Annotated in this window: 14 protein-coding genes; 7 read left to right on the top strand and 7 right to left on the bottom strand. The window is 36.8% G+C overall.

The features are described from left to right. Positions 1 to 226 precede the first annotated feature (226 nt). The 3 genes from I2F23_RS02660 to I2F23_RS02650 are packed head-to-tail and all read right to left on the bottom strand — an operon-like array spanning position 227 to position 3,023. Complete coding sequence (locus tag I2F23_RS02660; protein ID WP_195771023.1) at positions 227 to 1,279, bottom strand: hypothetical protein; 1,053 nt, start codon at positions 1,277 to 1,279, stop codon at positions 227 to 229. 24 nt (positions 1,280 to 1,303) lie between these two features. Next, entirely contained in the window at positions 1,304 to 2,131 is an 828-nt protein-coding gene (pssA, locus tag I2F23_RS02655) for a CDP-diacylglycerol--serine O-phosphatidyltransferase (RefSeq protein ID WP_195771022.1), read from the bottom strand. Positions 2,132 to 2,165: 34 nt separating this feature from the next. Continuing rightward, positions 2,166 to 3,023 carry a 23S rRNA (adenine(2030)-N(6))-methyltransferase RlmJ gene (locus tag I2F23_RS02650; RefSeq protein WP_195771021.1) on the bottom strand — a complete coding sequence of 286 codons (858 nt, stop codon included), beginning with the start codon at positions 3,021 to 3,023 and terminating at the stop codon, positions 2,166 to 2,168. A 112-nt stretch (positions 3,024 to 3,135) separates the two neighbouring features. On the opposite strand from I2F23_RS02650, the gene I2F23_RS02645 reads away from it, so the two are divergent. Continuing rightward, on the top strand, positions 3,136 to 3,738 hold the full coding sequence (locus I2F23_RS02645) for a 2OG-Fe(II) oxygenase (protein WP_195771020.1): 603 nt from the start codon (positions 3,136 to 3,138) through the stop codon (positions 3,736 to 3,738). 57 nt (positions 3,739 to 3,795) lie between these two features. Then, positions 3,796 to 4,314: a hypothetical protein gene (locus I2F23_RS02640; protein ID WP_195771019.1), complete on the top strand. Its 519-nt coding sequence runs from the start codon at positions 3,796 to 3,798 to the stop codon at positions 4,312 to 4,314. Between the two features lie 47 nt (positions 4,315 to 4,361). On the opposite strand, the gene I2F23_RS02635 is transcribed toward I2F23_RS02640, so the two are convergent. The 3 genes from I2F23_RS02635 to I2F23_RS02625 form a co-directional block, all read right to left on the bottom strand. Continuing rightward, positions 4,362 to 5,348 (bottom strand): malate dehydrogenase, encoded by a 987-nt coding sequence (locus I2F23_RS02635; protein ID WP_195771018.1) that lies wholly within the window; start codon positions 5,346 to 5,348, stop codon positions 4,362 to 4,364. Between the two features lie 147 nt (positions 5,349 to 5,495). Continuing rightward, positions 5,496 to 6,170 (bottom strand): ribonuclease T2 family protein, encoded by a 675-nt coding sequence (locus tag I2F23_RS02630; RefSeq protein WP_195771017.1) that lies wholly within the window; start codon positions 6,168 to 6,170, stop codon positions 5,496 to 5,498. 50 nt (positions 6,171 to 6,220) lie between these two features. After that, positions 6,221 to 8,185, bottom strand: coding sequence for a lytic transglycosylase domain-containing protein (locus tag I2F23_RS02625; protein WP_195771030.1), 1,965 nt, complete (start codon positions 8,183 to 8,185; stop codon positions 6,221 to 6,223). 238 nt (positions 8,186 to 8,423) lie between these two features. Here I2F23_RS02625 and miaB point away from each other — a divergent pair, with 238 nt between their 5' ends. The 3 genes from miaB to ybeY are packed head-to-tail and all read left to right on the top strand — an operon-like array spanning position 8,424 to position 11,475. Beyond that, entirely contained in the window at positions 8,424 to 9,878 is a 1,455-nt protein-coding gene (gene miaB / locus I2F23_RS02620) for a tRNA (N6-isopentenyl adenosine(37)-C2)-methylthiotransferase MiaB (protein ID WP_195771016.1), read from the top strand. Positions 9,879 to 9,918: 40 nt separating this feature from the next. Next, positions 9,919 to 10,986, top strand: coding sequence for a PhoH family protein (locus I2F23_RS02615; protein WP_195771015.1), 1,068 nt, complete (start codon positions 9,919 to 9,921; stop codon positions 10,984 to 10,986). Positions 10,987 to 10,995: 9 nt separating this feature from the next. Continuing rightward, on the top strand, positions 10,996 to 11,475 hold the full coding sequence (ybeY, locus tag I2F23_RS02610) for an rRNA maturation RNase YbeY (protein ID WP_195771014.1): 480 nt from the start codon (positions 10,996 to 10,998) through the stop codon (positions 11,473 to 11,475). A 4-nt stretch (positions 11,476 to 11,479) separates the two neighbouring features. On the opposite strand, the gene I2F23_RS02605 is transcribed toward ybeY, so the two are convergent. Next, positions 11,480 to 12,346: an energy transducer TonB gene (locus tag I2F23_RS02605; RefSeq protein WP_195771013.1), complete on the bottom strand. Its 867-nt coding sequence runs from the start codon at positions 12,344 to 12,346 to the stop codon at positions 11,480 to 11,482. Between the two features lie 203 nt (positions 12,347 to 12,549). On the opposite strand from I2F23_RS02605, the gene I2F23_RS02600 reads away from it, so the two are divergent. Both I2F23_RS02600 and I2F23_RS02595 read left to right on the top strand, forming a co-directional pair. Next, positions 12,550 to 13,182, top strand: coding sequence for a hypothetical protein (locus I2F23_RS02600; RefSeq protein ID WP_195771012.1), 633 nt, complete (start codon positions 12,550 to 12,552; stop codon positions 13,180 to 13,182). Positions 13,183 to 13,276: 94 nt separating this feature from the next. Continuing rightward, the gene (locus I2F23_RS02595) at positions 13,277 to 13,969 is read left to right on the top strand and encodes a DUF3108 domain-containing protein (RefSeq protein WP_195771011.1); all 693 of its coding nucleotides are present in this window, start codon (positions 13,277 to 13,279) and stop codon (positions 13,967 to 13,969) included. Positions 13,970 to 14,015: the final 46 nt, after the last annotated feature.

Below are 14,015 nucleotides of genomic sequence, written 5' to 3'. Positions count from 1 at the left end.
GTAATCTGAAAGTTTTTTATCTTCTTCATCAAACCCCAACCTCAATCAATCTAAGAACTAAATCCTAAACCAATCAACTAAGTTATTGTTTATCAAGAAGTTTCTTTCAACATCACCGCCGATGGATACGCATTATAGACCAATCAATTCCAAACACAACCCCCTAAGCCATTTTATTTCTATTTTATTTGTCAATAGAGCTAAAAATATACAAAAACTAGTATTTTTACGTTTTTTTAATCGTTTTGACGGTATTTTTAGCCAAATAAGCTGAAGTAGATTGATTTGGTAATATCTTTTGCATATCTGACTCTTTGCTTTCCTGTAAAATTAATCCTCGGCTATCGATATATTCAACATAGCCTATCTTTCTTTCATATTTTTTTTGATTAATTATTACATCTACATATGCGCTATCAGTAATGCCTTGGGCAAAACCTAATTTGATATCTCTTTTTGATAATGCATTTACCTCAACAGTGTAATCATCTATTTGTAATTTCCACTGATACTCTTTAGGAATATATAAATCATGCTTCGTTAAGTTTTTAATTTTAGGGTGAACACTAAATAGTGAGTATGTTACTCCCTTTCTATATGTATTTGCTTTACCTTCTTTTAGATTGGTAACAGTGACTTTTTGAAGAGGAGCAATATCTTTCTTGTATTGTATTTGCTGAAAACAAATACAGAAATCATCAACTTCCACGATTAAGCGCATATAAAACGAAACGCTCAGAAAAGGAACATCTAAATATTTAGTCGTAAACAAGTAACCTTGCGTGTGTAATTCAAGCTTTTCATTTTTGTAGTAAAATAAACCCTTTAAAGCCAAGATGGATATAGATTGTTTTAAAAAATGCTGAACACCTTGCTCAGAAATAAGATTACATAATACGTTAACAATAAAGTTCGCTCGCATTACTTCATCATTTTTTTCAAAACAAAATTCATACTTGTTTATAGAGAGATTAAATAATTGGGACATCATTGTCTGGTTTGTTATTCCACTTTCTAAGAGTGAAATATAAGTATAGTGCTGGGCAAGTTGCCCGCTTGTTGTTATAAATAAATGTAATCTATTCTTATGATTTTGTAGAGGGGTATAAATTGGGGATGTTGATCTCCCACTAAGAAAATGAATAGATAAATAATGTAATGGACTAGGAAGGTTTAAGAAAACCAAACTTAAGTGTTTAATAAATAATGGCGAATAATTTAAATCAATAACTGAATTATTTTCTAAAGATATAGGGGAAGGTTGAGATTTAATATTCATAGCCTGCCCCCTGTTATTTATTATTTATTCATCTTCCAATGCTTCTTCTTTATGTGCAAAGAATGTCGTAATAAACCCTGACAGTACATAAAGTGTAGATACAATGAGAATACCAACAGGTATATTGTAAGTCATCGCTGCTAAAACAAGCACAACTGGCAGCATAACAATAAAGGGCACTCTTTTTCTATCCATTTGCTTAAATGAATAATATTTCATATTTGAAATCATGAGTAAGCCAGTTACCACCATAAATACCGCGTAACCAATCTGAATTGCTTTATCTTTAACATGGAAAATTGTTGAGTAATCTTTGCTTACCCACACCAAACAAACCACAAGTATTGCAGCCAGTGGACTAGCAATACCAATAAAATAGCGTTTATCTACAACACCAATTTGTACATTAAAGCGCGCCAATCGAAATGCGGCACATGCAGCATAGACAAAACAACACGCCAATCCGATACGCCCTAGGCCATGTAAGCTCCAGCTGTACATTAAAATTGCAGGAGAAATACCAAATGCAATCAGGTCAGATAGCGAGTCGAGTTGTTCACCAAATGGACTCTGTGCTCCAATTGCACGCGCAACACGACCATCTAAACCATCTAACAATGCAGCCAAGAATATGGCATAAATTGCCTGTATATAGTGGCCATCCATGCTTGCAACAATGGAATAAAAACCTGACAATAAAGCAGCAGTTGTGATGAGATTAGGCCATAGATAGATCCCACGTTTTTTTACACGCTGACCTTCATTTGTATCCTCTTCCTCTATGACTTCAAATGTTAAACCATCATGAACATCATCAGAATAATCGCCATTGCGCTTTGGTGTCTTGGTCATATATTTAGTTCCTAGATATCCAGATTGGGGGTCATTATTCACCAACAAGCCACTTTACTGCAAATGATCCACCTGTTTCATGCATTTTCAAGTGTGGAAATAACCACTTTAACGCCTCTTCAGCTTCTTGAGCAAACTTCCAAGGTGGATTAATCACAAGTAGGCCACATCCATTTAAACCAATCGGTGTATCATCTGGCCAAACACAGATTTCACAAACCAGTTGACGGCGAATCCCTGTTTTTATCATTTTCTTTTCAAAACGCTGAATCATGGCACGATCTTTAATTGGATACCAAACTGCAAATACGCCTGTTGGCCATTTGTTGTATGCATTTTGAATAAGCTCTACCAATTGTGGAAAGTCTTTTCTCTCTACTTCATACGGTGGATCAATCATAACCAAACCACGCTTTTCACGCGGAGGAATAACACCAAGCAATCCTTCATAGGCATCACGTTCATGCAAGCCCATCTTTTTGTCACGAATATTATGGCGTAGTTGTTCAAATACATCGCTTTGCATTTCAAAAACGGTTGCCTTATCTATTTCACGTAACCCTTGTAATGCCACCCACGGCGAACCTGGGTAAGCACCTTTCCCCTCTTGTTCACGTAGTTCTTCTACAAGTTTTAAGTACTGTTGCACGCCCTCAGGAGATTTTTTAATCTGACCTGGTTGTAACTGCATAAGACGATGAATACCCGATAAAAACTCGCCTGACTTTTGCGCGGGTGCTTCAGACAGATCATACTTTCCTGCACCACCATGTGTATCAATGTAGCGGTAAGGCTTATCTTTCAAGTTTAAGCGTGTAAGTAATTGAAGTAGTAAAACGTGCTTCATTACATCTGCAAAGTTACCTGCATGAAAGTGGTGACGATAATTCATATATATGTATGTTCCTCATTTCTACAAATATATTAACATGAAAAAAAACATACATGCTCAATCATAATTTGCTCTAGAATAAGTTCCCTTTATTTTTATTGTTATTTCTAAAATGACAACCCTTTCTCTCCCGCTTCATTGGGATATGGATAAAATCATTCATTCACTAGATGAATATGGTTTTAGCATTATTCCAAACGTCTACGATGACCTATATTTTGATGCATTAAATCGTGAATGTTTATCTCAGCTTGATCATTTTCGTGAGGCTGGTATTCAAAATGGTGTTATCAGCAAAATTCGTAGCGACCATATTTTATGGATTAATGACACAGAGTCTCTTGCTCAGACGCACTTATCGACCTTGAATTTATTTTCTGAAATACTTAATCAAACCTTCTTTTTAGGAATTAAAAATGTAGAAGCACATTTTGCTTGCTATCACGAAGGTGAGTTTTATGCACTACACCGAGATAATCCACAACAAAAAAATCATCGAATAATTTCTACTGTTTTTTATTTACATCGCACTTGGCATCAAAATTTGGGTGGACAACTACGCTTGCAAGATAAACAAATGAACTGGCATATTATTGAGCCCACGCCAAATAGTCTTGTTGTTTTTGACAGTAATTTACTGCATGAAGTGTTGATATCTAAAGCAAATCGTCTTTCTATTACCGCATGGCTTAGAAACGACCATACATTATGGTAACCTTTAATTTTAATAAAAACCCCTCATATCATAAAATAAGTAAATTAGGGTGCGATTATGAGCAAAGATATTATTCAAAGAATTGGTGAAACTGACCAATTATATCTAGAGGAAAACTCTGCTGAGCTTGCTTCGGAGCGTGCAGATTTGCGTCTTCAACTAGTTACACTCAGTCGCAACAAACAAGAGCAAATTCACTTCTTACATGAAGCAATTGTTTTATTGGAACAAGCAAGAATTGAATTTGAAGATCAATCAACAGCAAATTATATAGATCTTTCACTTCAACTCGTGAAAGCATATATGATCTACTACGAGTTATCTCAAGATCAAAAATTTGCACTTATTACACAGCAAATTCTTAAGCCATTAGCACACTTCCAAGATGGTAATATTTATTTTTATCTTGCTTATGCATCAGCGGTAAAAGATGAAACTGCCATGACTCGACATTGGCTGATTAAATACGCAAATACAGATTGTTTTGATCTACATCTATTAAAGCAACATCACGCTTTCCGTTTACAGCAAAAAGAGCGGTGGTTTACAGATATACTCAATAAAAAATTAAATTAACTTGGCACAAAAAAAGCACCTTTATAGGTGCTTTTTTCTTATATTTTTTATTTGAGAAGATGAGCAATTGCACTACGCTCTTCTTCTAACTCTTGTAATGTAACATTCATACGTTCACGGCTAAAGTCATCGATTTCTAAACCTTCAACACGTGTATACTCACCGTTTTCACAAGTAACAGGTACACCATAAATAACACCTTCTGGAATTCCATAAGAACCATCAGATGGGATACCCATTGTCACCCATTGACCATTTGTACCTAACGCCCAATCATGAATATGATCAATTGCTGCATTTGCCGCTGATGCCGCTGAAGATAGACCACGTGCATTAATAATTGCTGCTCCACGCTTCCCTACTGTTGGTAAGAAATCGTCTTTGTTCCAAGCATCATCATTAATTTTATCTTTTAGACTTTCACCATGAACTGTAGCAAAACGATAGTCTGCATACATTGTTGGTGAGTGATTACCCCATACTGTTAATTTTTCAATATCTGCAACAGCCACATTTGCCTTCTGTGCAAGCTGTGTTAACGCACGGTTATGATCTAAACGTAACATTGCAGTGAAATTTTTTGCTGGTAAATCTGGTGCTGACTTCATTGCGATATATGCATTGGTATTTGCAGGGTTCCCTACAACCAATACTTTCACATCACGGCTTGCGTGATCATTTAACGCTTTACCTTGTACTGTAAATATTTTTGCATTTTCTTGTAATAAATCTGCACGCTCCATACCTGGACCACGTGGACGCGCACCTACTAACAAGGCATAGTCAGCATCTTTGAATGCTACATTTGGATCGTCTGTACAAATGATTTCGCTGAGTAAAGGAAATGCACAATCATCCAATTCCATTTTTACGCCTTGTAGCGCTTGTTGAGCTTTCTCAACTGGAATTTCAAGAAGTTGTAAAATAACTGGTTGATCTTTCCCTAACATTTCACCGCTTGCGATACGGAATAGTAAGCTATATCCAATTTGACCTGCAGCGCCAGTTACGGCAACACGAACGGGTTGCTTCATGTAATTATCTCCATTTGAGGTGCGTTAATATGATTAAACAGCGAGTTTCTATTTAATCTTTTTAATCATAAACGACCAATATTGTACTCCAATCTTTTTGTTGTTGCATGGTAAATCATCGCCATTTAAGACGAAAGAATTGTTCTATTAATACGTTCCTTGAATATTAAATTGACTTGGACAATTCGATGTCACATTGACTGGACATGCCTTAAATTGGCCATTATTTTTATAGCAAACGCTAATATGCGTTAAAATATTATTTCTACCATCTTTTTGGCAGTTTAACTGTATTCCTCGGGCAGGGAGTCCGCGATTGAGCCCTAGAAACTGCTCCTCTAAAGATTGTTTACCAATTGCATGAGAAACTGTATCTGTGAGTACCGCAGGAATTTTTAGATTTTGAGCATAATTAATAATGGTTCTAAAATATTGCGATGCATTCATAGGTACACAGCCACCAACTGCATGCCAAAGCTGGATTCGATAAGATTCATCAGGAATAACACGCGCCACAACTTTTGCTTGTAATGGAGAAAGTATAGGTGAAGTTTCTGTTTCACAAGCTTCACTTTTATTAAAACTCTCTGGGACAAGACTACCAATCGTAAGCGCATACCCTTCTAAGCACTTTCTTTGTTTTTTCTGATTCGGATCAAATGCACAAACGGCGGGTGTCATTTGTATATTTAAGATATAACCCTCAGGCATATCAATTTTTGCTGCATAACTGATAGATGATAGCGTATACATGCTAAAAGCACTTACGATAATCATGAAACCATATGTCGAAAAATACTGTAAAGATTTACTCTTAGACATAGACTCTACCAATCAATTTTATAACCCTACTGACCATTGTATATTTCTTTCTATTGACCACGTAATGGAATTATTTTCATCCATTTACTCATGTATTGCTGTCCCTGTCCCAATATAGCACCATAATGAATTGTATTTGTCATTACATTCTTCACGTAGTTACGTGTTTCATCAAATGGAATACTTTCTATGTACTGATCTGCTGGGAGAGGCTGATCGGTAGGTTGCCAACGTAATGCACGATTCGGCCCAGCATTATACCCTGCTGTTGCAAGCACTGCATTTCCGTTGAGTTGCCCTTGTATCATGGACAAATAGTATGTGCCATAACGAACATTGGTATTCATATCACTCAGTGCTGCAGGATTATAAGTTTCACCCATTTGTCTCGCAACCAATTTGGCAGTATTTGGCATAATCTGCATCAAACCACCGGCGCCCACATTTGAACGTGCATTTGTTACAAATCGACTTTCTTGGCGCATAAGACCATATGCCCATGCAGGATCTAAGCCAACGTTTCCACTGTGTAATACAACGGCGCTCTGATGAGGCGTTAAATATCTTAAGGTGTAGTTATGCTTGTTGGTTGTTCTTTCTGCTGCATAAATTGCACGATCATACCAAGCAATATTTGAGGCTCTTTGTGCTGCCGCAAGTAGTAAGCCATCGTCTTTTCTCAAATAAGCTTGCCTGACTGCCCAATTCCACTCGCGATTTGCGTAAATTGCAGGCGCACCAATATTACGTAAAGCAAAAGCACGGCTAAAATTCACATCTTGGTTCACGCGCTGTAAATCATCCGCTAAGGGTTGAGCATTATCTACACGATTATATTTTTGTCCAATTCTTTCTTGAGCCAATAAATTATAATAATCGTCTCCACTTTCAGCCAGACTATCGTAAATTGTAGTAGCCTGTTTTTTATAGCTCGAATCGGCCTGTTGCTCATCTGCTCTTGCCAACCAATACTGCCAGCGACTTTCTTGTTGTTGGGTCACACCCATTACAGAAATAGCCCGAATTAAACTATCCCATGCTCCAAAACGAATGGCCTGACGTGCATAAATTTCTGCTTCTTCTTGGCTAAATGGAATACCATAACTTGCATCAAAATAGTTTAAAACAATACGATTGAAATTATTTTTTAAAACTGTTGTACCGCCTATATACGCTACAGTTCGATATAAATATTTCTGGACAGCAGGAGGAACCCCCTCCGCCGCACGGTTAGCAGCCGTTAAACCTGCTGTTAAATCACTTTCTGCAAGTCGACCAAGTGCAAAAATTAAATATGCATAATCTGTATCATTTGCTTTGGGTGCAGACCATAAGTACCCCAAAGGATTGGTCTGAATTTGTGTTAATTGTGCGATAGAAATATTTAGACCTAAAGACTGAGCAGTTGAAGCAGCTAACCCAATTTGTCCAGCTCTAAGCTGAGTCCATAATCGTTGTTGCTTATCTTCTGTTGTCATCAATGGGCTTGATGACATCATACGATTAAGTCCCATACATGCATCAGGCATATTACTGTTTGTACTTAGCCATAAATCTTTATACTCAGCAAACACCAAAGAATCACCCGACTTTGCACGTACTTGGGCAATCGCGCAATCTTCTGCTGTATCTGCATTAGTAACATATGGTAAAACAGGTTGAGCATCTAAATAATTAGCTTGCTTTACCTTTTCCTCAACATAATCGGCAGCTAACTTCTCTGCCATTGCAGAATTTGGATATTTTTGTGCAAACTGAACAATACTTGATGATGGTTGCATCGCTAAATTAGTATTTAACTTAAAATACTCTGGATAGTATCCTAATACATCATTTTGCATGGCAAGTGTATATTGGTCTAGCTGAGCCACGTTGCCAGCATTCGCTGCAGAAAGTGCATCATTAAACTGTTCATTTGATGCATACGCCATAGACGTTGTACAACCTAAGGACAAATGAAATAAAGCGATACCAAGATAGCATTTATTTTTTTTCTGACTCACACACCCACCCATAAATTGCACATAAAAAACACACCACTCAATGCTAAACTTTTTAATCTTAGTTTAATGTGAACACTTCTCTTATTCTTGTTATGTTGTGTAATTATTTACCATTTTTCATACGATCCAACAATCACAGGCATTGACTACTTGTTTGCTTAGAAAAATGGTAAAATAACGCTCCACTTTTTTACTGTTGTGTGAAGCCAAATTTAGCTTTCATGCTTAACCTTTTGTATCAGGAGCCTACATGACGGTTCAAACTTTCACTCCTTCGCGTGACGAAGCTGCCTCAGAAAACACTGTTCACCAGCCTTTACACACTCCAGAGATGTCTTCGATTAAGAAACTGTATATCGAAACTCAAGGGTGTCAGATGAATGAGTATGACAGTCATCGTATGGCAGACCTCTTAGGTGATTCACACGGATATGTACTTACACAGAATCCGAAAGAAGCAGACATCTTACTCATGAATACATGCTCTATTCGTGAAAAGGCCCAAGAAAAAGTATTTAGTGAACTTGGCAGATGGCGCAAGTTGAAACAACAAAATCCAGATTTAATTATTGGTGTCGGTGGCTGTGTTGCATCGCAAGAAGGCGACAATATTCAAAAACGTGCGCCGTATGTAGACATGGTATTTGGGCCTCAAACCTTACACCGTTTGCCACAATTACTTGACCAACATGAAGGCCAAGTACAAAAACCCAAAAAAGAAAAAATTAAACTGGTAGATATCTCATTTCCAGATATTGAGAAATTTGACTTTTTACCTGAGCCACGCGTAGAGGGACACAAAGCCTTCGTTTCAATCATGGAAGGTTGTTCGAAATATTGTTCTTTCTGTGTCGTACCATATACACGTGGTGAAGAAGTATCTCGCCCACTCGATGATGTACTTGAAGAAATCTCTAGTCTTGCAGAAAGAGGAGTGCGTGAAGTTTCATTACTAGGTCAAAACGTCAATGGTTACCGTGGTGAAACATTCGATGGAAATGTATGTACATTTGCAGAACTACTTCGTTTAGTGGCTGAAATTCCAGGAATTGGTCGTATCCGTTACACCACTTCTCACCCGCTTGAGTTTTCGGAAGCACTCATAGAATGTTACAGAGATCTACCACAGATGGTTTCTCATTTACATCTACCTGTGCAAAGTGGTTCAAATGATGTATTGCAAGCCATGAAACGTAATCACACCATTGATGTATACATCAAAAAAATGGAAAAATTACGTCAAATTCGTCCTGATATGCATCTTTCAAGTGATTTTATTATTGGCTTCCCCGGTGAAACTGATGAAAATTTTGCAGAAACATTACAGTTTATTAAAGATTTAGACTTTGATCATTCATATAGTTTTATCTATTCAAAACGCCCAGGAACACCTGCCGCTGAACTTGAAGATACCATTCCTGAAAATGTAAAGAAAGAACGTCTTAGCCAAGTGCAGCAAGTCATTAAGCGCTCAAGTATCGACAAAACGGATGCCATGAAAAATACGGTTCAACGTGTTTTAATCGAGAAAGTTTCAGATAAAGATCCAAATATGCTGATTGGAACGGCGGACAATACTCGCTTAGTTACTTTAGCTGGAGATACTTCTTGGATTGGGAAATTTGCAGAGGTAAAGATTACTGAAATTAAAACATTAAATTTAGTTTACGGTGAACTCTTGAATCTTGAACCTGACGTAGCGTAATGTAGAGGAATAATCAAACAACCAAAAAAAAGGAACTCTCTTGACTGCATCTATTCGACGTACAGTAGCTTTTCCTGGTATTTCAATGGAGCATACTAAAAATATGCTTGGCGCTTATAATGGACATTTAAAACAAATTGAACAGCGCTTAGATGTAAAAATTAATCATCGAGGCGATGTTTTTTATATTGATGGTGAACTTGATGCAGTTGAAAGAACTGAATCACTTTTGAAAAAGTTGTATGAAGAAGCCACATCTGCACAAGTCAGTGCAGATGCGCTACATTTAATGATTCAAGGTAGTCAAACAGATCGGAGTACAAACCAAGAACACACGGGTCTAGATGATGTTTGGCTACAAACCCGTAAAGGGCGTATTAATCCAAGAGGTTCGAACCAAAAACGTTATGTACAACGTATATTGCAAAGCGATATTTCTTTTGGTGTAGGGCCGGCTGGAACAGGGAAAACTTATCTTGCTGTTGCAGCCGCTGTAGATATGCTTGAACGCAATGAAATTCAAAGAATTTTATTGGTTCGTCCTGCTGTAGAAGCGGGTGAAAAGTTAGGATTTCTTCCAGGTGATTTAACCCAAAAGATCGATCCTTACTTACGCCCATTATACGATGCTTTATACGAAATGCTTGGCTTTGAAAAAGTTGCCAAACTTATTGAACGTCAAGTGATTGAAGTCGCACCTCTTGCGTATATGCGTGGACGAACACTCAATCATTCATTCGTTATATTAGATGAAGCGCAAAATACGACGCCTGAACAAATGAAAATGTTCCTCACACGTTTAGGGTTTGGTTCACGTGCCGTAATTACAGGTGATATCACGCAGGTAGACTTACCGCGTGGCCAACAATCTGGCCTTGCACATGCGCTTCGTGTTCTTGAAAATGTAACAGAAATTCATATTACTCACTTTCACTCACGCGATGTTGTCCGACATCAACTGGTACAAAAAATTGTTGAAGCCTATGATGGTTGGGATGATGCACAGCAACGTCTCAATGCACAAGAACGTGCTGAACGCAAAGCGAAACAAGAAGCGCTTATTGCTGAAAACGACTCTGCTGCAGATCAGCAACATCAATCTAGTTAAGGATTTGTTTTGAAAATTAGTATTTCACTACAACAAGATGTTTTAGCACCTGAATTGGTGCTAAAACGCGCTTATATCAAAAAAGTTATTGAAACGACACTACGTCATATTCAACTTGCACAAGATTGTGAAATTGGAATTGCATGTGTGGGTATCGATGAAAGCCATCAACTCAATTTTCAGTACCGCCAAAAAGATAAACCCACCAATGTCTTGTCATTTCCAAGTGACTTACCAGAAGATGTATTAAATGTCATTGACTGCCTCCCTCTAGGCGATCTGGTCATTTGTATTCCTGTTGTTTTACAAGAGGCCAATGAACAAGTTAAAACACCAATTGAGCATTTCACACACATGCTTGTACACGGTACATTACACCTAATTGGCTATGACCATGAAACGAGTACTGAAGATGCAGAAGAAATGGAAGCGCTTGAAATAGAGATTCTTGCTAAGCTTGGTTTAACAAACCCTTATCTTAGTGAGTAATAACCTACTGAGCTTTAACCTCAGTTTCTCCTGTATGAAAACGCCATGTTCTTATAATTCTTAATTCTGAAAGCATATTCATTTTTGAATAGAACTTTCCAAATGGTGCGCCACGGCGTACCGATTTTTTTGCAGCCTCATCAAGTACTTTAAAGCCGGAACTTTCTAATAAGTGAATTGCCTTTACCTGTCCATCAGGTTCTAAAACCACCATTAATCGAACATCGCCAGATAGCCCTCTTTGCTTTGCTGCTTGGGGATAGTCACGATTACCAAAAAGCTCTACTTTTTCTCTGAATTGTTCTAAATATTTTGCAGTAATATCTTGCTTCGCTTCAATAGAATCTACAGTCTTCGTATGTTTTAACTTTGCATATTCTTGTTGTTCTTGTAGATACTGTGCCTCTAGACTCTTAATCATGGTTTCTTTTTCAGCTTGACGACTTTCAAAATGGTCTCTTGCTGTCATTTGCTCACGACTTTCAACTTGTTTTCTCCAACTTAAAGTTGTTACAAGCATCCGCTCTTGAGTTTCACTTACCGACTCTTGTTGTAAAAAATTATCTTTGCTCACCTGAGCTTGTCCTGCACTTTGTGTATCTTCTATAGGTGGGACAATACTTGAAATCTTTTTTTTCTCTTTAAGTTGTCCACTTCCCTCTTGACTATTTTCGGCCAAGAAATCAGATTCTGTTAACTTTTGATGTGTGGGGTTCAAAACAACCGTAATATCCTGTGAAATATTATTATGATATTCTGGCATTCTAAATGAAATGAGCAACAATCCTATGTGTAGCAATATAGCAGCAACAGCGGAGAATGCTAAAACTTTATCTTTCCCTAAAGAAATATATCTAATGTATTGCCCCATATGCCGTTATTCTATATCTTTAAAAAGTGAAAAAGGTTAAAAGTACAAACTATAGCAAAGTATTGACACAATGCGAAAAAAATATGTATTTGTGCGACGTTACATCATTTTGATTAGAAAGTGTATATTTAATCTCTAGCGAAAAAAATTATTTTTTGATCTAATTTATTTATATTGTTACCCATATTTTGGAACATTTTACTATGCAAACGCTTATTACTCATATCTCTAACTATATACAAACAGTATATCAAAAGGCTGGAGGGTTTATTGAGGAGGAGCGAGAGTTTGCATTATCTCAAGTATTCCTAAATGCCACACTCAAACGCTTCGTAACAGATAATGTTGGCTTACTTAAAGACCTGCATGCCGACGTACATGATGATTGGCTACGCCTCTATGCAACGATTGATGTACAGGGTTTACATACCACCCTTTCTGTCGACTTAAAATTGCTTAAAATGGAGTTAAACAATACAGTCCAATTAATTGTCTTTGAACAAATTAGTAATACTCAAATTGTCAGTGCGAAATTTAAAAATAAACTACAAAAATGGGCCATTCATACGGCGCTTTTCTTTTACCAAAAAGTATTAAAAAAAGATCCTTTAGGGAAAATATTACAACACTTTAATGTGCTAGAGGTTAAAGATGGATTATTGCATTTAGACTTAAATAAGTGGCTAGGAAAAAACCGCTCAGTTATTGAGACACTGAGTAAAGTAAACATTAATCATGCAAAACTTAAAGAAACTGAACTTGTGGTCATGGGGAAAGTGAACTTAGAAGCAATTATGCGTATGAAAAACATGGCAAAAGAAGAACCAATGAACTAAACAGAACATACATATTCTGCACAAAACGGCTCTATCCACGTATTAATATATAAAATTGATTTTTAACGTCTGCTGAAAAAGGAATGAGATTATCATGCGCCTTCAAAAACTGATCAAAAGCACATTGTTTATTGGTAGTGCTCTACTCTCTATACACACTTTTGCACTTACACCATTTCAAGCAACGTATCAGTTTTCTTATAATGGGCACAACATCAGTACAGCAACAAGATCATTACAATCTTTAGAAAATAATCGCTGGGTTTATAAATTTTCAGCAAAGGCAGGTATTCTCGCCTCTGCAAATGAGACTAGTCAATTCACTTTCAATAACCAAAATGTGACCTCAAACAGTTTTACACGTGCTACAAAATATCTTGGCATGTCTGATGCATTAACGATTAACTTCAATCAGAGTGAAAAGAAAGTTTCTACAAATAAAGATGGTACATCACGTAGTTTCAAACTTGAAAATAATCCGCTAGATGAATTAAATGCAGAAATACAGATCAGAGAAGATCTAAAAAATAATCATTTAAAGCCTGTTTACTATATTACAGATGCTAAAGGAATTGATGCGAGGAAATTTGTTAACCTAGGCGAAGAAACCATAAAAACACAATATGGTACGTTTAAAACAATGAAGTTTAAGCTTGAGCATAACAAACCAGAGCGTAATACCTTATTTTGGCTTGCACCTGAACTTGACTATTTACCAGTAAAAGTTGCACACAATGATGGCTCCAATTCTTATGGAATCTCATTAATTAACTATAAATGGCAATAAAATAGCCACTTCTTTAAATTTTGACTTGCAATTTTTAGGATGCTTT

It is taken from the genome of Acinetobacter pollinis (genome assembly GCF_015627175.1).
Classification (GTDB): Bacteria; Pseudomonadota; Gammaproteobacteria; order Pseudomonadales; family Moraxellaceae; genus Acinetobacter; species Acinetobacter pollinis.
The sequence above is the reverse complement of the archived record's forward strand: the minus strand, read 5'-3'. Positions and strand labels throughout refer to the sequence as shown.